Genomic DNA, 26,057 nt, shown 5'->3' with positions numbered 1-26,057 from the left:
CTCAGCGATTGACCTGACGGGCGGGGATCAGCAGCACGAGGGCCACGCCGATCAGCTCGACCGCGGTGATGGTGTAGAGCCCGGCCGACAGCGACTTGGTGGCGTCCACCACCCAGCCGATGACGAAGGGCGAGACGAAGCCCGCGACATTGCCGATCGCGTTGATCGCGCCGATGCCTGCCGCCGCCCAGACGCCGCCGAGGAAGGCGGGCGGGATCGACCAGAACTGCGCGGTCTGGGTCAGCAGCCCGGCGGTGGCGAACGAGAGGATCAGCACCGAAAGCGGCAGGTTGCCGATCGCCAGCGGCGAGAGCGCAAGGGCGATCGCGCCCATCGCCATCGGCAGCATCAGGTGGAAGCGACGCTCGCGGCGAAGGTCGGCGCTGCGGGCAAGGACGAGGATGACGACGACCGCGAACAGGAAGGGGATCGCGCTGATGAGCCCGTTTTCCAGCGGATCGGTGACGCCCGCCGCCTTCACCATCGTCGGCAGCCAGAACGAGATCGCGTACTGTCCCATGACGATGCAGAAGTAGAGCAGGCTGAGCAGCCACAGGCGCTTGTCGGCCAGGAACTGGCGGACCGACATGTGCGTGGTTTTCTCGCGGTTGTCTTCGGCGAGATCGGCCTCGATCATCCGCTTGTCGTCGGCGGTCAGCCAGTCGACGTCCGCCGGGCGGTTCGGCAGCATCCAGAAGGTGGCGATACCGGCGACGAGCGCGGGGATCGCTTCGAGCAGGAACAGCCAGCGCCAGCCGCCCCAGCCCGACGAACCGTGGAAGGTGTCCATGATCCAGCCCGACAGCGGCGAGCCGAGCACGCCCGAGATCGGAATGGCGATGAAGAAGATCGACATCGCGCGAGACCGGCGGGCCGAGGGAAACCAGTAGGTGATGTAGAGCAGCACGCCCGGCGCGAACCCGGCCTCGGCAAGGCCCAGCAGGAAGCGCAGGATGTAGAAGTGCATCGGCGTCTGCGCGAAGGCGAACAGGCCCGAGATGATGCCCCAGGTGATCATGATCCGCGCGATCCACAGCCGCGCGCCGACCTTGTGCATGATGAGGTTGCTGGGCACCTCGAACAGCGAATAGCCGATGAAGAAGATGCCGGCGCCAAGGCCATAGACGTATTCGCTCAGGCCCAGTTCGCTCGCCATCTGCAACTTCGCGAAGCCGACGTTCACGCGGTCGAGGTACGCGGCGAAGAAGCAGAAGAACAGGAACGGCATCAGCCGCCAGGTCACCTTGGCGTAGGTGCGTTCGCGATGTTCGTCTTTCACCACGGGCACGTCCCGGGGCATCTCGGTTGCGAGACTCACGGCCTCTCTCCTTTTATGTTCTTTGGATACTGGGTTTGGGAGCGCCCCGCGACCGGTTGGGAGAAAACGGTCTCGAAGCGCTCCCGTTGCGACCCGGAGGTGTTAACCCAGCCAGGAAAGGGTACGGGCAACGACCTGATCGGTCGAAATACCGTAGCGGTCGTGCAGCGTGGGCAGCGCGCCCGCGTCGAGGAACTTGTCGGGCAGGCCGATCTGGCGGTAGCCCGAGGGCACCGTGCCGCTGCCGAGCAGGCAGGCGGCGACCGCTTCGCCCAGGCCGCCGATGACGGAATGGTTCTCCGCGACCACGACCAGACGACCTGGCCTGGCTGCAACGGCCTCGATGATGGTCTTCTCGTCGAGCGGCTTGATCGTCGGGCAGTGGAGCACGGCGGCCTCGACCTTGTCGGCGCGCAGGCGGTCGGCGGCTTCGAGGGTGCGCATGGTCATCAGGCCCGAGGAGATGAACAGCACATCGGCGCCGTCACGCAGCATCTTCGCCTTACCGAGTTCGAATTTGTAATCGTACTCGTCGAGGACGGCGGGCACCTTGCCGCGCAGCAGGCGCATGTAGACTGCGCCCTTGTGGTCGGAGATCTGCGGCACCGCCTGCTCGATGTCGATCGCGTCGCACGGATCGACGATGGTGAGGTCGGGCATGCCGCGGAAGATCGCGAGATCCTCGGTCGCCTGGTGCGAGGGGCCATAGCCGGTGGTGAGGCCGGGCAGCGCACAGCACACCTTCACGTCCAGCCCTTCCTCGGCGATGGCGAGGCACAGAAAGTCGTAGGCGCGGCGGGCGGCGAACACGGCATAAGTCGTCAGCCAGGGCTGGAACCCCTCGCGCGCCATCCCTGCGCCCGACATCATGAGCAATTGTTCGGCCATGCCCATCTGGTAGAACCGGTCGGGGTGGTTAGCCGCGAAAATATGCAGGTCAGTGTACTTGGCGAGGTCGGCGGACATGCCGACGATGTTCTGCTTCGTCTCGGCCAGCTTCGAGAGCGCGTGGCCGAACGGGGCAGCGACGGTGCGCTGGCCCTCGGCGGCGATCGACGCGATCATCGCGGACGTCTTCAGGCGCGGTTTAGCGGGTGCTTCAACGGACATGGAAATCTCTTTCGAAAATCGGGAGGATCAGGCGGCTGCGGCGGCGTAGCCGGCGTCGAGCACCTCGATAGCCTTGTCCCACTCGTCCTCGTCGACGCGGATGAAGTGCGTCTTCTCGCGCTCCTCCAGGAACGGCACGCCGCGACCCATCAGGGTGTCGGCGACGATGACGCGGGGGCGCGGATCTTCGAGTTCACGCGCCTTGTCGAAGGCTTCGACGAGCGCTTCCATGTCGTTGCCGTCCACGAACTGCGCGTGCCAGCCGAACGCCGCGAACTTGGCGGCGATGTCGCCCATGCCCAGCACTTGCGTGGAGGGGCCGTCGGCCTGCTGGTTGTTGAAGTCGACGATGGTGATGAGATTGTCTAGCTTCCAGTGTGCGGCCGATGCGGCGGCTTCCCAGGTCGAGCCTTCGCCCAGTTCGCCGTCCGACATCAGGTTGTAGACGAACTGGCCGCTGCCCTTGCGCTTGAGGCCGAGGCCCATCCCCACCGCGATCCCAAGTCCTTGACCCAGCGACCCGCCCGAAATCTCCATGCCCGGCGTGTACGAAGCCATGCCCGACATCGGCAGGCGGCTATCGTCCGAACCGTAAGTCTCCAGTTCCTCGAGCGGGATCACCCCCGCCTCGATCAGCGCGGCGTAGAGCGCGATGGCATAGTGGCCGATGGAAAGCAGGAAGCGGTCGCGGCCTTCCCACTCCGGCTCGCCGGGGCGGTAGGTCAGCGCGCGAAAGTACGAGACGGCCAGCACATCGGCAACGCCAAGCGCCTGACCGACATAGCCCTGACCCTGAACCTGGCCCATCTTCAGCGCATGGCGACGAATGTTGTAGGCCCGGCGCGAAAGCTCGGCGACCGGCATGTTGGTTGCGGAAATCGACATTGATACTCCTCACGACGCGAGGAGATTGCCCGCGGCCCGGACTGCGGACTTCTGGTGCGATCCTCTCGGCGTCAGTTTTTCTGATCTGTTGCCGCTTTATCAATCGCGATTGCGCTTGTGACAAATGACGCTTTCACACTATTAGATGAATCAGGTTCACCTATGCCGATAGCGTTACAACCCCTCAGCGTCTTCGAGACCGCCGCCCGCCACGGTTCCTTCCGGCTTGCCGCCGACGAACTCGGGCTGACGCCCAGTGCCGTCAGCCACGCCATCACCAAGCTGGAGAACAACCTTGGCACGCGCCTGTTCGACCGTTCGCTGCGGCAGGTGAAGCTCAGCGCGGACGGTGAAGTGCTCTACCGCCACGTCGCTGCCGGGTTCGTCGAGATTCGGCGCGGGCTTGAGGAAGTGTCGTCTCGCCGCGCGCGCTTTCTGCGCCTCCACGCTGCCCCCAGTTTCGCGGCGCTGTGGCTGACCCCAAGACTTCCGGCGTTCCTGAGCAGTCACCCGGGGATGGATATCCGGATTACCGCAAGCACCGACTATTCACGCTTCGCCGCCGATGAAGTCGATGCCGACATCGTCAACGGCACGCCCCTGCCCGGCCCGGTAAAGGCGGTGCCGCTGGGTGAGGAAGAAGTGACCGTGCTCTGCACGCCGACGCTCGCGGCGTCGATCGCAAGCGCGGCGGACGTCATGGCGCTGCCGCTCATCAACGGCGACCGCAACCGGGTGACATGGGCGCGTTGGTGCGAGAGCAACGGCCTGCCGCCGCCGTCCAGCTACGCGATGCGCTTCGACCGCAGTTTCATGGTGATCGCCACCGCCGCCAACGGGCTTGGCGTTGCGCTCGAATCGACTCGGCTGGCCCAGCGCGAGATCGCGGAAGGCCGTCTCGTCGCGCCGCTGCCCGGCAGCGCGATCCGCGAGACCCTGCACTCGCTCGTCTATCCGCTGATCCATGCCGAACGGCCGATCATCAAGGCGTTCGAAGCCTGGCTGCTCGACGAATTGCAGATACCGGCCGCGTGAGAAGCCGGTATCTGCATATGCGGCATGCCTCGGCGAAGCGACATTCGCTCAATTCGACCGACAGGCCCTCGGTAGTGCCCCGCCGTCGTGCGCTGCGCGATCGTAGGCAGTGAGATGCCACTCGCCCTTCACCGCCTCCGGCGTGATCTGCATCTAGACGTAACCACGGCGGCTGGTGTCGACGAGTTAGAGGTCCGGCTTGGCGGATTGGAACGTCTTGCGCAGATCGGTCGGCGGTACAGCGGAGAGGTATCCTCGTAAGACGCCGAGATCACCGAGTTGCCGCGCTTGCAAATACGGGAATTACCAGCGCTGCGCCGACAGTGCTTGGCGATAATGTAAGCGTGCACGTCGAACTGCCGCACAGGCGGCCGAAACCTGGCTGTCGCTCTCCGCAGAGGAACGCAGCCACCGCGGTATTCGCATCCGGCCGCGAAACTCGCTCCGAAATCAACTCCGTGATCCAGGAAGGGCTTCTCCGCGAGGGGACGCTGAAGGGGGACGGACTCTATGCCACTGTCCACGAACGGGTCAGCAAGAAGCGCGATCAGCTGCGCTATGCCCACCACTATACTCATGCTGAGCCATCTCGACCTCGCCTATGCACTCATCACCGCGACGAAAAGCGCCTCCTTTACAGCGACGCAGCGGCAGATCGAGCGCTTCAAGCGAAGTAGGCGCAAAAGCAGTTCGTCGAGCGAAGTACTCGCGCGCTTCGTTCACAGAGCAAGGCGCGCGACGTATCGAGCATCTTTCGTATTGAACATTCTAATCATCCTGCTTCGGCAAACATTAATCCGACAGCAGGCCAAATCTCCCAGCGCCGGATCATCATTTCACATTGATCGCTTTTACTTCGAATACAGCGGAGCGGCCAGCTTCGCGAGTTCCTCGGGCGGCACCTTCGACTTCGTGCGATCATAGGTCAGCAGGCCGTTGATCTCGTCCTCCACGTCGGTGGTCTGGGTGTAGACCGCTGCGGACAGGCCACGCTCCTTCGCCTGCCGCACGATCTCGTCGAACTTGAGGCGGTAGCGGGCGAGGTAGTCCTTCGCGTCGGTGGCGGACTGATAGCCCCAGTTGCGTTCGCCCGGGCGCCAGAGGTGTTCGCGCATGGGCAGGCCGATGCCGCCGTATTCGCCGATCACCACCGCGCGGTCCGCATCGCGCGCGGGGGTATTGGGCACTTCCTCGTACGTGTGGATGTCCAGCATGTCGGACGCGCCCGCCGCGACGTCCAGCCAGCCGCTGTCGGCATCGACGAGGCGGCTGGGGTCCATGCCCTTGACGAAGCGCGCCAGCGTCTGGCTGTCGTACTGCCCCCAACCCTCGTTATCGACCACCCAGGTGACGATCGAGGGGAACGCGCGCAAGTGCCCGACCATGCGCGAGAGTTCGAACTGCTGCTGCGCCATGTCCTCGCTGGTGAAGACCGCCTGCGACTGGCTGGCGCCCACCACGAACTGCCCTTCCAGCCCGGCGGAGGGCATGTCCTGCCAGACCAGGATGCCAAGCCGGTCGGCATCGGCGTAATACTGTGCAGGCTCCACCTTGATGTGCTTGCGCAGCATGTTGAAGCCGGCCTTCTTCAGCCAGACGATGTCGCTGCGCATCGCTTCTTCCGAAGGCGGCGTCAGCAGGCCGTCGGGCCACCAGCCTTGGTCGAGCACGCCGTTCTGGAACAATGGCTTGTTGTTGAGCAGCATGACCGGCTGGCCCGCGACGCCGCCCTTGCCGATCGCAACCTTGCGCATGGCAAAGTAGCCCTTCACCGTGTCGCGCGCGGCGCCGCGCGGTGACAGTGCGGCATAGAGCTGTTCTTCCTTCGCGGTGAAGCGGATCTTGCGGCGCTCCGACTTCGGGGCCTTGCCCTCTCCGCCCAGCGGTGGCTCCACCGTCACCAGTTCGGCGACGAGATCGTAGAGATAGGGATCGTCGGGCGACCACAGGTGCGCCTGCGGAATGTCGAGTACGGCATGGCGGCCCGCGCGGACCACCTTGGTCGCGATCACCTTGCCGCCCGCCATCGCGGTCAGGCGGATGGCGTCGCTGTCCTGCATCTCGCCGCTCATCGCCACTTCCACGTCGAGGCGGCCCTGATCGATATCGGGGACGGCGCGCACTTCGGCGATGTGCAGCGCGGGCACCGGCTCCATCCATACCGTCTGCCAGATGCCGCTGACGGGCGTGTACCAGATGCCGTGCGGGTTCAGCGCCTGCTTGCCGCGCGGCTGGCTGCCGGTGGACGTCGGATCGGCCACGCGCACTTCCAGCATGTTGCCGCCCGCCTTGAGATAGCGCGTGACGTCGAACTGGAACGGGGTGAAGCCGCCCTTGTGCGATCCCACCAGCGCGCCGTTCACCCAGACGTCGGCGGCATAGTCCACTGCGCCGAAGTGCAGCAGCACGTTCTGGCCCGACCATTCGGCAGGCACGGAAAAGTCGCGGCGATACCACAGCCGGTCATCGGGCAGCAGCGGCTTGCGCACGCCCGACAGCTTCGATTCGATAGCAAAGGGGACGACGATCTTGCCCTGCATCGACGCCGGCCTGCCCGCCGTGTCCTTCTCGATCGCATAATCCCATTTGCCGTTCAGGTTCTGCCACTGGGAGCGAACCATTTGCGGGCGGGGATAGCTGCGCCAGGCGTTCTGCGGCGTCACCGCACGGCCCCAGCTGGTCATGAGGTCGGTTTCGTAGACCACCGGCCCCTGTTCAAGATCGCCCTGGATCTGGGCCATGGCGGGCGCCACGACGGCGGCCGAGAGGCACAGCACGGAGGAGAGGAGCTTGAGAGTGCGCACGCGCGTCATATCCTTTTCGAAGCGGGGTAAATCAGGGCTTTCGGGCCACGGTTTCGGGCGGCGGCATGTAGGATTTCTGCAGCCCGCCAAGATCGACGACGATCGAATCGAGCACGAGGCAGGGGTCCATCGCATAGACGCGCAAGGTGTGGGCGCCGGGCTTGCCGAGGGTCCAGTCGGTGCTCGTCACGCTCGTCGCGCGCTGGACGGCATCGTCCCAGTTCTTGTTCGCCTCCACGTCGACCACCTGCGGCGGTGCGCCGTCGATGGACACGGCATAGCGCAGGCCGTGCTCCGCGTTCAGCGGGAACGTCGGGACCAGCCCCATGCGCAGTTTGGCCGCGCCGCTGCCGCGGGTGACGAAGCGATATTCGGCGTAAGGCGCGCTGGAAGCATCGGTCGCGCTCGGTGTCTGCGCCCCGCTTTCCAGCGCATGACCGCTGCGACCGAGGCCCGGGACGTGGCGCCAGCCGCCGGTCCTGCTGCGCAGCATGGCATAGTGATGCGGCTCTATCGAGACGACGCCGTTGTCCTCGACCAGCGTTCCCGCCGGTGCTGTCATGGGATCGGCGACGACGGCGATGGCGCGCTCGATCCCGCCGCCGGTGATCACGACCTGCCCCTTGCGCTGGGTATTGCCGGTGAAGCGCGCCCAGTCGATGGAGATCCATACGCGCACGTCTCCACCCAGCCGCACGTCCGAGCGGTCGACGCGGATCCACGGGTCGGATGCGGTAACGGTGAACTCCGGCGCGGCGGTGCCGGTCGCGAACACGTCGATGAAGTGGCGCTGCCCGGTGGCGCGCACGAAGGCGGGCAGGCTGTCCGCCCTTGCACCCTTGTTGCGCCATGCTTCCATCCGCAGGCCGTAGTCGGCCTCGGCCTTTGCAGGCGCGGCAACCAGGGCGTCGACCGATCCTTCGACCGCGATGCCGAGCCCTGCGCTGGCCGACGGCGCAACCTTGCCCACCGGCGGCGCGGAGAACACCGACTGATAGCGCGGCGCATCGTCCATGAAGCGCGTCCACTTACCGTCGCCGATGACGTTGTAGGTGGCCGTCGCCGCCTTGACGCTGCGGAAGGCGGCCACCGCGCGCTCGGCATAAAGGTTCGTGCTGGCGCGGCCCTGCCATGCATAGAGGAAGCTGCGGTCGGCGCTGAGGATCTTCTCGTTCATCCCGGCGCTGCCCCGGATCGGGTACTGCACCAGCTGGAAGAACCCGTCGCGCGCACTTTGCGGCAGTGCCGCCGCGATCTGCGTCGCCTTCGCATCCAGCGCGAGATAGGCGGCGACGCGGCGGTCGGCCTCGTCCCCGTAGGCTACCGGCGACATGTCGGTCCCCTGGATGCCCAGTTCCTCGTCGTTGTAGCCCATGTGCTCGGGCTTGCGGGCGAAGTTGAGGCGGTAGTATTCGCCCAGTACATCGGCGATGGCCCCGGCCTGCTCGGCGCCGAAAGTCCGGCTCGCCCACTGCTTCAGCCAGTCGTGCTGGCCAAGGCGGCTGGTGCCGTCGAAGTCGTAGGCGAGATCGAGGAAGTACTCGGCGCCCTTCTCACCCGGCTTGATGTCACCGACGTTGAGCATCCACATCGCGCGCGCATTGGTGGCATAGGCCTTGCCCATCTCCTCCCCGATCAGCGCCGGTGGCGTGCTGTCCAGCCAGAGATAGTCGTTCGGCTTGCCCCAGTAGGAGATGTGGTAATAGACGCCGCCCCCGCCCGGGCGCTTCTGCTCGGCGCTGGTCGAAAGCTGGCGGATGTAGCCGTGGTTGTCGTCCACCCAGCCCAGGATCGCGTCCTCCGGAACCTTCATTCCCTTGCGGTAGACGTCGAGCACTTCCTTGTAAGGCACGAAGACCTGCGGGACGGTGGCGGGATCGCGGCCCAGTTCGCTGCGGAACAGTTCGCGCTGGTCGGCGACGACCTTCTCCAGCAGCTTCACCCCGTCTGCCTCGTGCCCCGCGACGATGGCGCTGTCGTGAATGCCGCGCATGCCGATGGTGTAGAGGTTCTCGTAGGCGCCGTTGGTCTTCACCCGCTCGCGCCAGTATTCGAGGACCGCGGGGCCGTTGGTGTCGTAGTTATATTCGCCGCGCTCCGCATGGCTCCATTCCCCCACGTTGTTGCGCAGCATGGGCTCGGCATGGCTGGCACCCATGACGATGGCATAGTCATCCGCGACCTTTGCGTTCTGCGCATCGAGGTTGAACGCCGTCGTCACCTTGTGCATCGCCGGCCACAGCAGGTTGGCACGCAGGCGCAGCAGCAGCTCGCAGACCTGCGCATAGGTCTTCGGGCCGATGGTGCCGGTCGGATCCTTCTCTTCCGCCCATGGGCGGATCGACCAGTCCTCGTCATTGATGAAGAAGCCGCGGTACTTCACCGAGGGGGACTTCTGCGTGATCGTGTCCACGGCGAGATCGATGGTGGCGCGTTGCTGCGGCTTCACATCCGCCCACCATGTCCACGGCGAGACGCCGATCATGCGCGAAAGGTGGAAGATGCCGTAAGCCGTCCCGCGCCGGTCGGCGCCCGCGATGACGAGCGCGCGCCCGACGCCCGGCACGCCCCCATCGACGACCGCGACGACATAGCCCTCCGCCTGCCCCTTGATCGCGGCGACGGACAGCTTGCCCTCAGCCACCAGCCGGTCGATCGCGGCGGACTTGCCGATCGTGCCCGCAACGATCGCCAGATCGCCGGAAGGCGCGGCGGTGGAGACTTGCGGCAGGGTACCGCTCACCGCCTGAACGTCACCCGCGAACGCCTTTGCCGCGATGGAGACGACGGTCGCATCGCCCGCATCGACATGGATCGTCGGAGCCCTGCGCTCCGCGACTAGCGGGAACGTGGCTGCCGTCTTTGCATGAGCGGCGGGCACCAACAGGGAGGGCAGGCACGCCGGAACGCCCAGCAGGGCAGCGCCCAGCAAATATCGACCCATCCGTGCGCCCGCCTTCATCCGCTCTTTCCTTTCATTATTTTCGCCCCCATGTCAGGGGCACTTTCTCGCGACCGATCAGAAGCCGACGCGGACGCCCGCCATCAGGATGCGGCCGGTGGTCTGGTAGCGCTCCGGCAGGCCGGTCGTCGCATCGACATAGGCGTCGTCGGCCTCGTCGGTCAGGTTGATGCCTTCCAGCGTCAGCGCCACTGCCGGAGTCAGCTGGTAGCGCATCGAGGCGTCGAAATTCAGGGTGCTGTTACGCCCCGACAGGATGTTGCCGTAAACGCCGGTGCCCTCGTTGTAACCACCGCGATAGGCGAGCGAGCCGCGCAGCGCGAACTTCTCGTCCTCGTAGTAGAGCGTCACGTTGGACGACCACTTCGACGATCCTAGGAATGCGGTATCCACTTCGGTGGGCGTCAGCGCGGGGAAGCTCGCCGCGTTGGCATTGGTGGCCGGACCGAAGGCGCTGTAGGTGAAGTTCGAGTCCAGATAAGTCACGTTGCCGACGAAGCCGGTATTGCTGAGGAAGCCCGGCAGGAACGTGAAGGGCAGCTGCAGGCCCGCTTCCACGCCCTTGAGCGTGCCGCCCGGACCGTTGATCGGCTGGCTGATCGACCACGGACGGCCTTCCAGATCCGCGCCCGCCGGAGAGTTCGGACGGATGAGCGAGGTCGGCAGGCCGGTGGAGGCATACGTGCCGATGCGGGTCTGGCCGATCGGGAAGCTGTCCACCTTCTTCGCGAACAGGCCGACCGAGACGAGCGCGCCCGGTGCGAAGTACCATTCGGCCGAGATATCGAAAGTGGTCGCGCGGGTGGGGTCGAGGTTCGGGTTGCCGAAGTTCACGCGATAGTCGAAATCGTCAAGGCTGCCGCCCGGGGTCAGGTCGCCCAGCGAGGGGCGCTTCATGACCTTGGATATGGCGCCGCGCAGGATCAGGCTTTCGGTCGGGAACAGGGCGACGTTGAACGCGGGCAGCCAGTCGTCATAGGACCGCGAGACGAAGACCTCCTGCCCCGCGGTGATCCCGCGCGAGTTCTGCTGCGTGCGGACATAGCGCATGCCGGCATTGGCGGCATAGCGCAGGCCGAACAGCTCGCTCTCGACGTTGAACTGGAAGTACGCGGTGGACGTCTTCTCGATAACGCCGCGGTCCGCGTTGGCGTTCGGCACGATCGGACGGGCATAGAAGTTCAGCTTGTCCACGATATCGCCCACCTGGGGCATCACGAACGAAGACGTGTTGCCCGATTGGCCCGACTTCGGCAGATCCCAGACATAGGCCAGATCGTCGGTCAGCTGATAGCCGGTCTGCCCCGGCGCACAGCCATAGGCGGCGCAGTAGGTGGACGACCGCCCGCCCTGCGTGCCCGAGAACCCGAAGCGACGCAGCGCGCCGCCGACCAGCAGCTTCAGCTCGTCGTTGAGCGTCCACTCGGTATCCAGCTTGACGGTGCGGAAGGTGTTCTTCGTATACTGCTCGTCATCGCGGATTTCGGTGACGACATAGTCGTTCGGGTCGGTCGAATGGTTGTCGATGACCAGCGACGGCGCCTTCATGTCGGTGAAGTCGTAGCTGTAGTTGCCGCGCGTCTTGCGATCGATGATGACGGTCGTCTGGTGCGGCGCCTTGCCAACCGAGCGGGACATGCCGCCGAACAGGGTCGCCTTGAAGCTGTCGCCGAACTCCTGCTCCAGCTTACCGCCGATCTGGTAGAACTCGGTCGAGGACTTGTCCTGACGGTGCTCCACGCGCTGCTGCACGTTGCCAAGCGTCGCGGATGTCATCGTGTTGGTCGCGGGGTCGATGGTATAGTCGAGCAGGTCGATCCGGCGCTCTTCGCTGCGCAGTAGGACCTGGCCCCACTGCTCGCTGTAGTCCTGATTGTACTTGGCATAGAGGCCGTCGATGCTGATCTTGGTGCGGTCGGTCGGCGCGAACTGCAGCGAACTGGTCACGCCCAGACGCTCGACACCCAACTTGATCGCACCATAGCGCGGGATGCGCGGGTGATAGGACAGCGCCGCCGCATCGCACGATGCACTGGGCACATACGTGCCACCGCTACCCTGCGTCGTGAAGCAGGGCGTGCCCTCCACCGAATTGAAGCGCCCCTGCTGCCAGCCCACCGTATGCAGGCCGGCGCGGGTCGTCGTGTACTTGGCATAGGCGGCGGATACCGACGCGGCCCAGCGCCCATCGGGATCGCGCCAGCGGATCAGGCCGGACAGGCGCGGGCCGACGTTGTCGTTGAGATCGTTGTACTGGACCTTGGCGGACCCGGCGACGGTGAGCCCCGCCTTGCCAGCCAGGGGATTGCCGGTGTTGAGATCGACGACTGCGCCCAGCGAGCCTTCGTCGAACTGCGCCTCGGCGGTCTTATGGACGACGATCGAGTTGAACAGGTCAGATGCGAAGACGTTGAAGTTGAAACCTCGCCCGGTGTTGTCGGGCGTAGTCGCCACCGTCTCCATGCCGTTCAGGCGGACGCGGGTGAAGTCCGGGCCAAGGCCGCGCACGGTGATCGTGTTGCCCTCGCCGTTGCTGCGGGCGATGGCGACACCGGGGATGCGCTGCAGCGACTCGGCAAGGTTCTGGTCGGGGAAGTTCGCGATGTCCTGCGCGACAATGGCGTCGACCGCCGACACGCTCTGCCGCTTGACCGATAGGGCGCTGCGGATGGATTCGCGAAAGCCGGTGACGACGATGTCGCCACCCTCGGCGGGGACGGCGGGCGCTTCCTGAGCCTGCGCTTCGGCCACGGCCTCGTCGCTTTCCTGCGCCTGCGCCGACGCGATGGCAAGGCAACTGACCGACACCGAAACCAGTGTCTTTGCGACGATACGATATGCAGGTGTCCTACGCGCCATGACTTTCTCCCTCTCCGCCCCACTGCGCCACCGGATTGACCGGACAATTTTTCGCAAAGTGGAATGACCAGTTCGTCACTACACGCCGGAAAACTTTCTTCAAGTGATTTATGTGATATATCCCTTCTGCGAAAATGTCGCGAGAATGAATGCGATGACGCGCCTGATCCGTTGAATTGCGCCAAGCCAGGCCTAGGCACAACCTAGTATTATCGGCACTCGCCCAGGATGCTTGCCTGATTTTGATTCGATGTTATCTGATAACTTATCAGGACGGTCAGCCCGGTCGAACAAAGCAACCGGCGCGGCGCTCAATGGAGAACACAGTGAAGATCACTTCGGCCAAGGTCATCGTGACCTGCCCCGGTCGCAACTTCGTGACCCTCAAGATCATGACCGATCAGGGGGTTCACGGCATCGGCGACGCGACGCTCAACGGGCGCGAGAAGTCGGTGGTTGCGTATTTGGAAGAGCATGTGATCCCATGCCTGATCGGCATGGACCCGCGCCGGATCGAGGATATCTGGCAGTACCTCTATCGCGGCGCCTACTGGCGGCGCGGCCCGGTGACGATGCGCGCGATCGCCGCCGTCGATGTGGCGCTGTGGGACATCAAGGCGAAGATGGCGGGGATGCCGCTCTATCAGTTGCTCGGCGGGCGCAGCCGTGACGGCGTGATGGTCTACGGCCATGCCAACGGCAGCGACATCGCCGAGACAGTGGATGCCGTCGGCCACTACATCGACATGGGCTACAAGGCGATCCGCGCCCAGACCGGCGTGCCGGGCATCAAGGATGCCTACGGCGTCGGGCGCGGCAAGCTCTACTACGAGCCCGCCGACGCCGCCCTCCCTTCGGTCACCGGCTGGGATACGCGCAAGGCGCTGAACTATGTGCCGAAGCTGTTCGAGACGCTGCGCGAAACCTATGGCTTCGACCATCACCTGCTGCACGACGGCCACCACCGCTACACCCCGCAGGAAGCCGCGAATCTGGGCAGGATGCTGGAGCCTTACCAGCTGTTCTGGCTGGAGGACTGCACCCCGGCCGAGAACCAGGAAGCCTTCAGGCTGGTCCGCCAGCATACCGTAACCCCGCTGGCCGTGGGCGAGATCTTCAACACGATCTGGGACGCCAAGGATCTTATCCAGAACCAGCTGATAGACTACATCCGCTGCACCATCGTCGGCGCAGGCGGCGTCACGCACCTGCGCCGCATCGCCGACCTTGCCGCGCTCTACCAGATCCGCACCGGCTGCCACGGCGCAACGGACCTCTCGCCGGTCACGATGGGCACCGCTCTGCACTTCGATACCTGGGTGCCCAACTTCGGCATCCAGGAATACATGCGCCATTCGGAGGAGACCGACGCCGTCTTCCCGCACGACTACCACTTCGAGAAGGGCGAGCTGTTCTGCGGCGAAACTCCCGGCCACGGCGTCGATATCGACGAGAATCTGGCCGCAAAATACCCGTACAAGCCCGCTTACCTCCCTGTGGCGCGCCTCTCCGATGGAACGATGTGGAACTGGTGATGCGGCAAGAATTCTTGCGGGTCGTCCATGCTTGTGACAACCCGCACAGAATGTCGGCAAGGCTCAAACTCTATCAACGCGTCGCCCAGGAAATCGAACAGCGCATATCCGGCGGCGAATACCCGCCGGGTACGCGCCTGCCCCCCGAACGCGATCTGGCCGAGGCGTTCGAGGTGAGCCGCCCGACCATCCGCGAGGCGATGCTCGCGCTGGAAATCCGCGCGCTGGTGGAAGTGCGCCACGGCTCGGGCGTCTATGTCGTCGAACAGTTGCCCGCCGCCAGTCCTCCGCGCGAACTCAACGTCGGCGCCTTCGAACTGGTGGAGGCACGGCTGATGTTCGAAGGCGAGGGCGCAGCCCTCGCCGCCCGCGTCATGACCGACGCGCAACTGCACGAACTGGACGCAATCCTCGAACAGATGGAGGCGCTCGACCCGGCCTCTCCCGAGGAGCTGGCGCTCGACCGACTGTTTCACATGACCATCGCCGAAGGGACGCAGAGCTCGCTGGTCGCACAGGCTATCGAGCACTTGTGGGACTTGCGCGAACAGTCGCCGCTGTGCCGCCACATGTTCCAGCAGGCCCGCCGCTCAGGCATCAACCCGCGTCCCGGCGAGCACCGGCGCATCTATGAGGCCCTGAAGGCCGGCGACAGCGACGGCGCCCGCACAGCCATGCGCGCGCACCTGACCCGCGTATCCGAAGACCTGCTCGCCGTCACGGAACTCGAACTGATCGAGAAGGCCCGGAACGAAATCAGCGAAAAGCGGCGGCGCATTACTCAGTCCTGAAGCGCGCCGAGTATCGATTCGATTTGAAGGTTCTCATTCAAGGTCAAGGAGGGCTTGGTCCTGGCCCTGCCCAGGCTGGACGAGAAAGCAGCGGTTCACCCATATCCGACGGAACCATGTCGCAGGATGAGGTCACTTAACTCGCGCCCTGGGCCGCTTGAACCAGAACGACCAGACCGCCAATGTTCCCAGCATTGCCAGCCCGAGGCCCGAAAGCGTCATCACGAGGCGAAACATCAGTCCGCCGACCTTGCCTGCGTGGAGCGGATACAGCGCGTTGTACGCCATTACCCTTGCAGGAAGCTCGACGGCATCACGAACTGCCACCATCCGCCCGGTATCCGCAGCGAACCATACCGTTGTACGGCCATTGGGCAGCCACTCTTCCGGCCCACGCATGCGCAGGGTGATGAGGCCGCTGCCCGCGCGAGGCAGTGAAAGGCTGCGCACTTCCGCATCGGGGAATCGCAGGCGCGCCGTGCGGATCATTGCCTCCCAGTCCAGATCGTCCGAAAGCTGCACCACCGCTGCTGCCGGGGGTTTCAGCGCTCCATCGATCTCGGCGGGTGCCCCCGGTCCGAGGATGACGGATGCCAGCGGCCGGAACACGAGCACGGTGCCCGTCACTAGCGACAATGCCAGCACCGGCGCGACGACTATCCCAAGGTCGCGATGGTGCCGAACGATCGACGGGCGGGTCATCCGCGCAGGCCTGAGACGAAACTCGAAGGTCCGGCGCGTGCGCCACCACAATATGGTTCCGCTGACCACGAAGAATACCCCGCAAAGACCGGTGACGCCGATCACTGTCTCTCCCGCCTCGCCTGCGAACAGGTGCTGGTGGAAATCGGACAGCCACAATTCTGGCCGGGCCCATTGGCTGCTCCATTCGAGCACCGGCTCACCTGCCTGCGTGACGTAAGCCCCGGCCCCGCCTTTATAGGTCAACCGGTCGAGTCCGAACCCTGCATTGGCGAACGTGATCGATTGCGGCTGCCGGGTCGGATCGGCCATGAGTGCGACTGTCGTTGCCGCCAGCGCCTGCGTCTCCTGCACCTGGGTATCCCCGGCATGAGGCAGCATGACCCAGGCGTCGCGGTGGACAAGGATCGCGCCGGTCAGGCCTACCAGCGCCAGCAGCAGGCCGACAAGCCCTCCGCTCCAGCGGTGCAAGGCGTCCAGCAGCTTCATCAGAAGCGATAATCCCAGCCCAGCGTGAAATTGCGACCGCGTCCAGCGAAGAAGTGGGCGTTATCGGTCGGCCGCACCGTCTGGGTGTAGTAGTCGATGTAGAACTTGTCGAAGATGTTCTGCGCCGAAAGCGTCAGCCCGCCAAATGCCGTATCATAGCGCACGCTGAGGTCGGTGACATTGTAGCCGCCGAAGCTATAGATGTCGTCGTAGTTGCCCGGCGTCCGTTCGAACTTGCGCGAGAGGAAGAACTGGGTCTGGACGCGCGCGGACAGTGGCCCCTGGCGGTAGCTGGCCGCGAGATTAAGGCGATCGGGCGAGATGTTCGCACCGTCGAGATCGCGGTCGACCTCGTAAATGTCGTCGTCCGAACCGTCGGTGCGGCCGATCAGGTGCGCGTATCCGGTCGAGAGCGTCAGGCCCGGTATCGGTGTCTGGGCCGAAAGGTTGATCTCCAGCCCCTGGATCTCGACGCGCTGGCGCTGCACTTCAAACACGCCGCCGCTCTGCACCAGTAGCGAGCCGTTCTTGCTGGTGGACCAGAAGTAGGCCGCACTTGCGTCGAGCGGACCGCGCTTCACTTCGACGCCCAGTTCGCGATTGTTGGACACGATCGGGCTGATGTTGACGTAATTGTCGATATCGACGCCCGCCCGGTTCACCGCGCGCGCGATGCGGCCGACGTCAGGCACGGTGTAGCCTTCCGCATAGCTGGCATAGGCCCGGATGCCTTTCCACGGCTCGATGATGACGCCGCCGTTGAGTAGCGTATCGCTGAACTTGGGCGTCCCGCCGGATACCGCGAAGCCGCCGCCGTAGCTGGCAAGCGTGCGGTAGTCGTCGATGGTGATCCGCACGTCCTCGTGCCGTACACCGCCCGCGAGGTGCAATTTTTCGTCGAACAGCGCAAGGTTCGCCTGCGCAAAAGGTGCGAGACTGCGATACTCGGCCGGCGGCACCCACGCACGACCGGTGGCGATGAGGCGCTGCTCGGTCTTGTCATAGAGCACGTCGAGGCCGATCGTGGCGGTGAGCGCCTCGAAGCCCGGCACCTTGCGTTCGTAGGAGAACTTGCCGCCGTACTTGCGACTGCGGTTCTGCGACTGATCGAACAGCGTGCCGATCGGCGCGATCACGGCATCCTGGAAAGTGGCGATCGGAGCAACCTCGCCGCCGTAAGTATCGCGCGACCGGTTGAAGAACCCCTGGAGCATGAGATTGCCGCCCCAAAGATCGGAATCGGTATAAGTCAGCGCCGCGCTTTCCGTCCGGTTAGTGGCAGGCACGCCCGGAGGCGTACCGCGAACCGAGGTGGTTGGCAGGTTGCGCCTGTAGTCCCCGTTGGCGGCGATGAAATCGCCCTCGCCCTTGAGTTGGAAGCGATTGACCATGAGGTCTAGCCGCGCCGTGTCCGACACCGCATAACCGAAACGACCGAAGACCGACCAAGAGCGGCTATCCTGCGTCTCGCCTTGCGTCAGATCGGTGCCAACCCTATCGCCGTGACCATCGTAGAACACCCCGCGCTTCTCGAAGGCGGCACCCACCGTCGCGTCGAAGCGCTCCTGACGCCAGCCGATGAGGCCTGCGACCTTGCCGCCCTTGCCGTCGCCGCTGAAGCCGGAGTCCGAATTGCCCTGCACAAGCACCCGGCCGGAGATCCCGTCCTGTTTCGGCGGGCCGACTGTCACCTGGTTGACGATGCCGCCGGTGCCGCCGATGCCTTGCAGCGCATTGGAGCCATAGATGACCTCAACTCGATCGACGAAGAACGGATCGATCGAGAATCCGTCCCGTGCGCCGTCGCGCAGCGGGGCGGTTTGCGGAATACCGTTGATCGCGTAGAGCGGCGAGCGGCCGCGCAGTGTCTCGCCAGCGCCCGACAGCTTTTGCCTCGTGGGCGAGAACGAAGGCGTCAGTGCGGACACAGCATCGACGATCGAGCCCCCGATGGCCACCTGCTGGTTGAGCGCCGCGTTGTCGATGACATCGACTGTCAGCGGCAGGGCGTTGACCGGGAGCACAGTGCGGGCCGCAGTCACGACGATGCCTTCGTCCGGTTCGACGTCCTGGGCAAAGACCGGGGTCGCCACTAGCGCAAGCGGCAGTACGAGCATCGAATGACGGATCATCTTTGGGGCCTCCCTAATTGGTCGGCCTCATAACGTTACCGCCTGCATTTGCAAGTCACTCGCAGTAGCATGCATTGGATCGCCTGCGGCTCTCGATATTCCTACGGCCGATTCTGCCGCTCCTTGTCATCCCTCCCCCCGCATGGCGGCCCGGTCGGACGGTCAAGCATCGAGTTGAACGTACCCAACAGCATCCACGCCATGATTTCACATCTGCACTCTCACAAAGAAATCCCACCTGATCGAAAAAGCAGCGTCAATTGTTGCAGGGATGTCCTCGCTCAATCGGAGCCTGTTCGCTGCACCATCGAGCAGGTCGATCAGAATTTCGCACAACTCACCGGAATCAGCCGCAGGGACGGCAACCGCAACCGCATCTCGTAACGGCTTGAGCGCCTGCTCGGCCCATTGCATCGCGAGGATACGCAGCCGAGGCGAAGTGGTCGCTTCCAGATTCATTGCTGCATACAATGCGGCATGGTTCCGCGAAGCGCCGAAGCCGAAGTAGGTCCGCGCCATTGCACGCAAGGTCTCTTCGGGCGATGAGGCGGGCGCTTCCGAGGCACTGAGCTCTGAGATGAAGTCGGCAACATCGCGATCGACCACCGCCACGAAAAGCGCCTCCTTGTCGGCGAAGCGGCGGTATATCGAATGTTTGGAGCAGCGCAGGCGCATGGCCAGTTCGTCAAGCGAAGCGCCCGCATAGCCCCGCTCGCAGAACAGCCTGCGCGCCGCATCAAGCAGTGCCTGCGTCCATGCCTGCGCTTGCACCTTCGTCGGTCGGCCCATGCCCTTCTGACTTCCCTTCACACCCAGCCGTTGACCGGGCTTCTATAAAACGACACGATATAGTGCCGTTAATATCGAAGCGAGTCGTATTTGTCTGCCATTTCCCTGTCTCGCGTAAATTGGGTTACCCCCACCGGGCATCCGGTCCTGCATGAGATCGATCTGAATTTCGGTCCGCGACGCACAGGGCTGCTCGGGCGCAACGGCGTGGGAAAAAGCACGCTGCTGCGGATCATGGCCGGCCACCTGACGCCTTCGTCCGGTTCATGCTCGACGGTCGGGACGGTTCACCTGATGCATCAGGTCGTGCAGCCGGCGGCATCGGACAGCATCCCCGATCTCTTCGGCGTGCGCGCCGCTCTAGAGGTCCTGGCCCGCGCGGCCGATGGAGAAGCGACAATAGACGATCTCGAAAGGGCCGACTGGACAATCGAGGAACGCATCGACGCAGCCCTCGCCCGCGTCGGGCTGGAAGCTTTGACAACGACACCGCTGGCAGGGCTCTCGGGCGGGCAACGGACGCGCGCGGCGCTGGCCGCGGCGATCTTTGCGGAGCCGGACTTCCTGCTGCTCGATGAGCCTACCAACAATCTCGACCGGGCGGGGCGAGAGGCAGTGCTGCGGCTCGTCGATGGCTGGTCTGCCGGGCTGGTCGTGATCAGCCACGACCGCGAACTGCTGGAGCGTATGGACGCCATCGTCGAACTGACGACGCTAGGGGCGACGCAGTATGGCGGAAACTGGAGCGCTTATCGCCAGAGCAAGACGCTGGAACTGCAGGCCGCCGAACAGGACCTGCTCGACGCCCGCAAGCGGCAGGCGGAAATCGCGCGCCGCAGTCGGATCGCCGACGAGCGCAAGCAGCGCCGCTGGAGCACGCAAGGCTGCGCGTGGCGACATGCCGAAGATCCTCGCAGGGGCGCGGCGCAACGCCGCCGAGGCCAGCGGCGGCGGCGACCAGCGCCTGAAGGCCCGGCTGAGCAATGACGCCGCGCGGGACGTGGCGGCGGCGCAGGCGAAGATCGAAGTGTTGCAATCGCTGTCGATCGTACTTCCGACGACGAAAGTTCCCTCGGGCCGCACCCTGCTGGAGATGCGCGGGGCGACGATCGGCCATAATCCCGGCCATCCGATCCGGCAGAATATCGACCTCACGATCGTCGGCCCGGCACGGATCGCGGTGATTGGACCGAACGGCTGCGGCAAGAGCACCCTGCTACGTACGATCGCGGGCGATCTGGCCCTGCTCGGCGGCACCATGGCGCTCGGCGGTACGGTCGCCTTTCTGGACCAGAACGCCGCGTTGCTGGATCGCAAGGTGACTATTCTCGAGAACTTCCGGCGGCTCAATCCCGGCAAGGACGAGAACGCCTGCCGGGCGATGCTCGCCGGTTTCCTGTTCCGGGCCGACAGCGCGCTGCAGGTGGTCGACACCCTGAGCGGAGGCCAGGTCCTGCGTGCCGCTCTTGCCTGTCGTCTCAGCGGCGATGCACCGCCAGAGTTGCTCATCCTCGACGAGCCGACCAATCACCTCGATCTCGATTCCATTCGGGCGATCGAGACGGCGCTGGCCGCATTCGACGGCGCCTTGCTGGTGGTAAGCTATGACGAGGCGTTCCTCGGCGAGATCGGCGTGGAAGGTCGGATCGAACTGGCATTGTGATGACATGGCGACGCTAACTCGCTTGGCCTCGTCAATCCTTGGCGAACAGCGCATCAAGACACGCTTTGTAGCGCAATGCCCTCGAACCCCCGCCCTCCCCGTGCGTTGCCTTGCGCAACACCGGGGAAGGCTTGCGTAAATCGACCGTCGTCTGCGCGCTTCTGCTAGCGGGCTGCAACAGCCATCAGTCCGCGCTGGCACCGTTCGGGCTGGAGGCGCGCTCGACGCTGACGATGACGACCGTGCTGGTGACCGGCGCAGTCGCGATCGCGCTCGGCGTCGCGGCGGTGTTCGTGCTGGCGGTGCGCGCGCCGGAGGGGCGGATGGACCATGCGGGCGGGATGCGCATGGTGCTCTGGCTCGGCGCGATCGTGCCGACGGTGGTGCTGACCGCGCTGCTGGTCTGGGCCCTGCCCGCGATGCGCCCGCTGCCCGCCGCGGCGCGAAACCTGCGCGTACATGTCGAGGGCGAGCAGTTCTGGTGGCGCGTGCGCTACAAGCCTCAGGGCCGGCCGCCCCTGATCTCCGCCAACGAAGTGCGCATCCCGGAGGGCTGCACCGTCGTGTTCGAGCTGACTGCGACGGACGTGATCCACAGCTTCTGGATACCCGGCCTCGCAGGCAAGATGGACATGGTCCCCGGACGCACCAACCGCCTCGTCGTGAAGGCCGACAAGGCGGGCACCTATCGCGGCGTCTGCGCGGAGTTCTGCGGCCTCAGCCATGCGCTGATGGCGTTCGACGTGATCGCCATGGAGCCTGCCGCCTTCGACGCATGGCTGGCCGCCAGTCGCGAGCCGCCCATACGCACCCAGGGTCGCGGCGCGGCGCTGTTCGCGGCCAGCGGCTGCAATACGTGCCATTCCCTGAACGGCGGCCAGAGCCGGGGATCGGGCATCGGCTCCGACCTCACCCGCTTCGGCGCGCGCCGCACGCGCCAGGCCGGCTCGATCATCGATCCGTGCGAGGCGGCGGATTGAGCGCTCGTTTCCGCAGCCTCGCGACAAGCGGCGCCACGGCCATTCGCCTCAGAGCAGCTTGTCGAGCGTGATCGGCAGGTCGCGGATGCGCTTCCCGGTCGCGTTATAGATGGCGTTGGCGACCGCCGCGCCGGTGCCGGTGATGCCGATCTCGCCGATGCCGCGTGCGCCCATCGGGGCGTGGGGGTCGGGGATGTCGGTCCAGATCACGTCGATCTCGGGCACGTCCATGTGTACCGGCACATGGTACTCCGACAGGCTGGGGTTCATGATCCTGCCCCTGCGCTCGTCGAACTGCGCCTCCTCCATCAGCGCGAGGCCTAGGCCCATGATGATGCCGCCGCGGAACTGGCTCGTCGCCGTCTTGGGGTTGAGGATGCGCCCGCAGTCGAACGAGCCGAGGAACCGGCTGACGCGCGGCTCGCCGGTCACGGCGTTCACGCGCACCTCGCAGAACATCGCGGCATGGCTGTGCATCGACCAGTGCATCGTTTCCAGTGGCGGCGGTCCCTCGGCCTCGACGCTGACCGTATCCTGCCCCGCGCGGGCAAGAATGGAGGCGTAGGTTTCGTGCCTTGCCGGCTCGTCGGCCTTGCAAAGGCCTTCCTCGCGGCTGACCACATCGTCCGGCGCGAGCCCGGCCAGCGGGGAATCGTTGCCCGCAAGCTTGAGCAGCGCCTTCACGAGATCGCGATGTGCTGCGCCGACCGCCGCGCCGATCGCCGCAGTCTGCTGCGATCCGCCTGCGAGGACGACGCCGGGCAGCGTGGAATCGCCGTAGTTGAAGCTCACCCGCTCGAGCGGCAACCCGAGCCGCTCCGCCGTGACCTGTGTCTGCGCGGTCGCGGTGCCCATGCCCATCTCGTGCGCCGCGATGTCGACGATGGCGCGCCCGTCCCGCGTGAGCGTGATCCGTGCGGCGCCGCCGGGCATGCGGTAGTACGGATACGTCCCGGTCGCGCAACCCATGCCGACAAGCCATTCACCTTCCCGGCGCATCCCGGGGCGAGGGTCGCGCCGGGCCCAGCCGAAGCGCTGCGCGCCGTCGCGCCATGCCTCGACGATGTGACGGGAGGAGAACGGCAGGCCGGTGCTCGGGTCTTTCTCCGGCTCGTTGCGGAGGCGCAGTTCGACCGGATCGATGCCGAGCACCTCGGCCAGTTCGTCCATCGCGCTCTCCAGCGCGAAGGTACCGACGGATTCCCCCGGGGCGCGCATGAAGGTGTTGGCCAGCATGTCCAGTTCCACCATCTGCACGTCGAGCTTCACCGTGTCCGATGCGTAGGCGCTGCGGGTCGCCAGGATGAACGGCTCGGGCATGGCGTTGGTGGCGGTCTTGATGGTGACGCCGGTATGGATCAGCGCCTTGAGCTTCCCTTCCCGATCAGCCCCGAGCGCGACGCGCTGCTCGGTCGGCGAGCGACCGCCGACCACGCGATAAACCCCTTCGCGCGAGAGGACGAGGCGCACCGGACGGCCCGTCACCTTCGCCGCCATGGCCGCGAGAACCTGATGCTGCCACAGGCACTTGCCCCCGAAGCCGCCACCCACGAACGGCGAGGTGATGACGACCTTGTCCTCGGCCATGCCGAACATCTGCCCGATCGACCAGGCCGTATGGGCGACCAGTTGCGAGGCGTCGTGGATGCGCAGCACCTCGCCCTGCCATGCAGCGGTGACGCCGTGAAGCTCGATCGCATTGTGGTTGTGGCGCGGCGTCAGGTAGGTGCCGTCGACGCGCACCTCGGCCTCGGCCAGCGCCGCCTCGGCGTCGCCGCGCTCGTTGTGCAAGGGCTGGCCCATGAACATCGCGGGCCGCGTGCCCTGCCCGCGCGCCTCGGCGAAAGAGGTCAGCGCAGGCGCCTCCTCGTATGTCACGCGGATGAGCGAGGCCGCGTGGCTGGCCTGTTCCTGCGTTTCGGCGAGCACGACCGCCACGGGCTCGCCGTTCCAGCGGATGTCGTCACCCTGCATGATCGGCAGGTCGTCCCCGCCCGCCGCCTTGGGCGCCGACATGAACACCGGCGGCGGCGCGAGGCGCGGGGCGTTGCGATGGTCCATCACCGCGACGACGCCGGGAGCGGCCTCTGCCGACGCTGTGTCGATGGAGGCGATGCGCCCCTTCGCGATGGTGCTGAAGACGAGCGCCGCATAGACCATGCCCTCCATCGGGAATTCGGCCGCAAACTGCGCCTGCCCGGTGACCTTGAGCGGGCCGTCGATGCGCGACAGTGGCTTGCCGACATGGCCGTAGCGCTCACGGATCAGGGGGTCGGGCTCACCTCCCGGAATCCAGCGGTCCGGCGCAAGCGCCACCGCTTTCGCCATCGCGCCTTGCACCGCGCCCTGTATCGCCTGCTTGGCGTCGCCGACGATGCTCATGCGATTTCTCCCGCGAGTTCCTCGAGCACGGCGACCATCGTGCGGCGCGCAAGTTCGATCTTGAAGGCATTGCCCGACAGCGGCCGGGCCTCGGCAAGTTCCGCATCGGCGGCGGTGGCGAAGGCCAGCGACGCCGCCGGACCGCCGCGCAGCACCGCCTCCGCCCGCACGGCGCGCCATGGCTTGTGCGCCACTCCGCCAATCGCGATGCGCACGTCGCGCACATGCCCGTCCGCGACATCCAGCACCGCCGCGACCGAGACCAACGCGAAGGCGTAGCTCGAACGGCCGCGCACCTTGCGGTAGGTCAAGCGCGCCTCACCGGACAGCGGCGGCAGTTCGATGGCGGTGATGAGTTCGCCGGCCTCCAGCATGGTCTCGATATCCGGCCGCTCGCCGGGCAGGCGGTGCAACTCCGTCAGCGCGATGCGGCGCTCGCCGCCGTCGCCGCGCAGATGGACCACGGCATCCAGCGCCGCCAGCGCCACGCACATGTCGGAAGGATGCACCGCGACGCACGACCTGGATGCGCCGAGGATCGCGTGATTGCGGTTGAACCCGTCGATCGCGTCGCAGCCGGAGCCGGGACTGCGCTTGTTGCAGCGCGATCCCGCGTCGTCGTAGAAATAGGCGCAGCGCGTGCGCTGGAGGACGTTGCCGCCGACCGTCGCCATGTTGCGGATCTGCGCGCTGGCGCCCGAAACCACGGCCCGCGTGAGTAACGGGTAGCGTCGGCGCACCAGCCGGTGCTCGGCGAGCGCAGTGTTGCGTACACCCGCGCCGATCAGCAGGCCGCCGCCGGGCAGTTCCTCGATCTCGCGCGAAAGGCCAGTTACATCGACGAGGCTCGCCGGTCGCTCGATCGTCTCGCGCATCAGGTCGACGAGGTTGGTGCCGCCGCCAAGGTACTTCACCCCGGCAGCACTGCCCTGCCGGACGGCATCGGAGGTGTCGGCGGCACGCGCATACGTGAACGGGTTCATTCGGCTGCCTCCGCGAGCGGTTCTTCAGCGAAGGTTTCGGCGATGGCCGCGACGATGCCGTTGTAGGCCCCGCAGCGGCACAGGTTGCCGCTCATCCTCTCGCGCAGTTCGTCATGGCTGAGGTCGATGCCGTCGTCGCCGAGATCGACAGTCACATGGCTCGGCACTCCGCGCGCGATTTCCGCCGCCATGCCGACCGCCGAGCAGATCTGACCCGGCGTGCAGTAGCCGCACTGGAAGCCGTCATGCTCGACGAACGCCTGTTGCAACGGGTGCAGACTACCTGGTTGCCCCAGCCCTTCGATGGTCGTCACCGAGCGCCCTTCGAACTGGACGGCCAGCGACAGGCAGGACAGCACACGCTCCCCATCGACAAGCACGGTGCAGGCGCCGCAGGCACCCTGATCGCAGCCTTTCTTGGTGCCGGACAGGTGCAGATGCTCGCGCAGGAAATCGAGCAGCGAGACGCGCGGGTCGCGCGGGATTTCGGCGGCCTCGCCGTTGACGGTCATGGTCATGCGTGAACCTCTCGCATCAGGCATGCCCGACGTGGCCCTGCCTCGCATCTGCACAACCTTCCCGGTCGCGATTGGTGCCCGGCTGGCGCTCATAGGACCGGTGTATGCGGCGGTACGATG

18 protein-coding genes are annotated in these 26,057 nt (G+C 65.6%); 6 read left to right on the top strand and 12 right to left on the bottom strand.

Features of this window, described 5'->3' with window-relative positions; translation table 11 throughout:
• Nucleotide 1 precedes the first annotated feature (1 nt).
• The 3 genes from LO787_RS21875 to LO787_RS21865 all read right to left on the bottom strand — a co-directional run bounded on the left by LO787_RS21875 (nucleotide 2) and on the right by LO787_RS21865 (nucleotide 3,313).
• Nucleotides 2-1,318 (bottom strand): MFS transporter, encoded by a 1,317-nt coding sequence (locus tag LO787_RS21875; RefSeq protein ID WP_232493089.1) that lies wholly within the window; start codon nucleotides 1,316-1,318, stop codon nucleotides 2-4.
• A 102-nt stretch (nucleotides 1,319-1,420) separates the two neighbouring features.
• Complete coding sequence (locus LO787_RS21870) at nucleotides 1,421-2,428, bottom strand: transketolase family protein (RefSeq protein ID WP_232493088.1); 1,008 nt, start codon at nucleotides 2,426-2,428, stop codon at nucleotides 1,421-1,423.
• Nucleotides 2,429-2,455: 27 nt separating this feature from the next.
• A complete protein-coding gene (locus LO787_RS21865; protein WP_232493087.1) occupies nucleotides 2,456-3,313 on the bottom strand; it encodes a transketolase in 858 nt (285 codons plus the stop codon).
• A gap of 162 nt (nucleotides 3,314-3,475) precedes the next feature.
• Here LO787_RS21865 and LO787_RS21860 point away from each other — a divergent pair, with 162 nt between their 5' ends.
• Nucleotides 3,476-4,348 carry a LysR substrate-binding domain-containing protein gene (locus LO787_RS21860; RefSeq protein ID WP_232493086.1) on the top strand — a complete coding sequence of 291 codons (873 nt, stop codon included), beginning with the start codon at nucleotides 3,476-3,478 and terminating at the stop codon, nucleotides 4,346-4,348.
• Nucleotides 4,349-5,199: 851 nt separating this feature from the next.
• On the opposite strand, the gene LO787_RS21855 is transcribed toward LO787_RS21860, so the two are convergent.
• The 3 genes from LO787_RS21855 to LO787_RS21845 form a co-directional block, all read right to left on the bottom strand.
• The gene (locus tag LO787_RS21855; protein WP_232493085.1) at nucleotides 5,200-7,161 is read right to left on the bottom strand and encodes a glycoside hydrolase family 2 protein; all 1,962 of its coding nucleotides are present in this window, start codon (nucleotides 7,159-7,161) and stop codon (nucleotides 5,200-5,202) included.
• Nucleotides 7,162-7,183: 22 nt separating this feature from the next.
• Complete coding sequence (locus LO787_RS21850; protein WP_232493084.1) at nucleotides 7,184-10,096, bottom strand: glycosyl hydrolase 115 family protein; 2,913 nt, start codon at nucleotides 10,094-10,096, stop codon at nucleotides 7,184-7,186.
• Nucleotides 10,097-10,171: 75 nt separating this feature from the next.
• Nucleotides 10,172-12,973, bottom strand: a complete 2,802-nt coding sequence (locus tag LO787_RS21845; protein ID WP_232493083.1) for a TonB-dependent receptor — start codon at nucleotides 12,971-12,973, stop codon at nucleotides 10,172-10,174.
• Between the two features lie 326 nt (nucleotides 12,974-13,299).
• On the opposite strand from LO787_RS21845, the gene manD reads away from it, so the two are divergent.
• Nucleotides 13,300-14,508 carry a D-mannonate dehydratase ManD gene (manD, locus tag LO787_RS21840; RefSeq protein ID WP_232493082.1) on the top strand — a complete coding sequence of 403 codons (1,209 nt, stop codon included), beginning with the start codon at nucleotides 13,300-13,302 and terminating at the stop codon, nucleotides 14,506-14,508.
• A 50-nt stretch (nucleotides 14,509-14,558) separates the two neighbouring features.
• On the top strand, nucleotides 14,559-15,299 hold the full coding sequence (locus LO787_RS21835; RefSeq protein WP_232493081.1) for a FadR/GntR family transcriptional regulator: 741 nt from the start codon (nucleotides 14,559-14,561) through the stop codon (nucleotides 15,297-15,299).
• 132 nt (nucleotides 15,300-15,431) lie between these two features.
• Here the strand turns inward: LO787_RS21835 and LO787_RS21830 are convergent, their stop codons facing one another.
• The 3 genes from LO787_RS21830 to LO787_RS21820 form a co-directional block, all read right to left on the bottom strand.
• Nucleotides 15,432-16,490, bottom strand: a complete 1,059-nt coding sequence (locus tag LO787_RS21830; RefSeq protein WP_232493080.1) for a PepSY-associated TM helix domain-containing protein — start codon at nucleotides 16,488-16,490, stop codon at nucleotides 15,432-15,434.
• The gene (locus tag LO787_RS21825; RefSeq protein WP_232493079.1) at nucleotides 16,490-18,622 is read right to left on the bottom strand and encodes a TonB-dependent receptor; all 2,133 of its coding nucleotides are present in this window, start codon (nucleotides 18,620-18,622) and stop codon (nucleotides 16,490-16,492) included. The genes LO787_RS21830 and LO787_RS21825 overlap by 1 nt, the downstream gene beginning before the upstream one ends.
• A gap of 207 nt (nucleotides 18,623-18,829) precedes the next feature.
• A complete protein-coding gene (locus LO787_RS21820) occupies nucleotides 18,830-19,411 on the bottom strand; it encodes a TetR/AcrR family transcriptional regulator (RefSeq protein WP_232493078.1) in 582 nt (193 codons plus the stop codon).
• Nucleotides 19,412-19,501: 90 nt separating this feature from the next.
• Here LO787_RS21820 and LO787_RS26190 point away from each other — a divergent pair, with 90 nt between their 5' ends.
• From LO787_RS26190 to coxB, 3 genes are all read left to right on the top strand, one after another.
• Nucleotides 19,502-20,398: an ATP-binding cassette domain-containing protein gene (locus LO787_RS26190; protein ID WP_338045393.1), complete on the top strand. Its 897-nt coding sequence runs from the start codon at nucleotides 19,502-19,504 to the stop codon at nucleotides 20,396-20,398.
• The gene (locus LO787_RS26185; protein WP_338045392.1) at nucleotides 20,310-21,074 is read left to right on the top strand and encodes an ATP-binding cassette domain-containing protein; all 765 of its coding nucleotides are present in this window, start codon (nucleotides 20,310-20,312) and stop codon (nucleotides 21,072-21,074) included. The genes LO787_RS26190 and LO787_RS26185 overlap by 89 nt, the downstream gene beginning before the upstream one ends.
• A gap of 131 nt (nucleotides 21,075-21,205) precedes the next feature.
• Nucleotides 21,206-22,054, top strand: coding sequence for a cytochrome c oxidase subunit II (gene coxB, locus LO787_RS21810; RefSeq protein ID WP_232493077.1), 849 nt, complete (start codon nucleotides 21,206-21,208; stop codon nucleotides 22,052-22,054).
• A gap of 48 nt (nucleotides 22,055-22,102) precedes the next feature.
• On the opposite strand, the gene LO787_RS21805 is transcribed toward coxB, so the two are convergent.
• The 3 genes from LO787_RS21805 to LO787_RS21795 are packed head-to-tail and all read right to left on the bottom strand — an operon-like array spanning nucleotide 22,103 to nucleotide 25,937.
• On the bottom strand, nucleotides 22,103-24,436 hold the full coding sequence (locus LO787_RS21805; protein ID WP_232493076.1) for a xanthine dehydrogenase family protein molybdopterin-binding subunit: 2,334 nt from the start codon (nucleotides 24,434-24,436) through the stop codon (nucleotides 22,103-22,105).
• Nucleotides 24,433-25,419 carry an FAD binding domain-containing protein gene (locus LO787_RS21800; RefSeq protein WP_232493075.1) on the bottom strand — a complete coding sequence of 329 codons (987 nt, stop codon included), beginning with the start codon at nucleotides 25,417-25,419 and terminating at the stop codon, nucleotides 24,433-24,435. Before LO787_RS21800 ends, LO787_RS21805 begins: the two co-directional genes overlap by 4 nt.
• Nucleotides 25,416-25,937 (bottom strand): 2Fe-2S iron-sulfur cluster-binding protein, encoded by a 522-nt coding sequence (locus tag LO787_RS21795; protein WP_232493074.1) that lies wholly within the window; start codon nucleotides 25,935-25,937, stop codon nucleotides 25,416-25,418. Before LO787_RS21795 ends, LO787_RS21800 begins: the two co-directional genes overlap by 4 nt.
• Between the last annotated feature and the right edge of the window lie 120 nt (nucleotides 25,938-26,057).

This window comes from Novosphingobium kaempferiae (assembly GCF_021227995.1).
GTDB lineage: Bacteria > Pseudomonadota > Alphaproteobacteria > Sphingomonadales > Sphingomonadaceae > Novosphingobium > Novosphingobium kaempferiae.
This window is presented reverse-complemented; position numbering and strand designations above follow the sequence as displayed.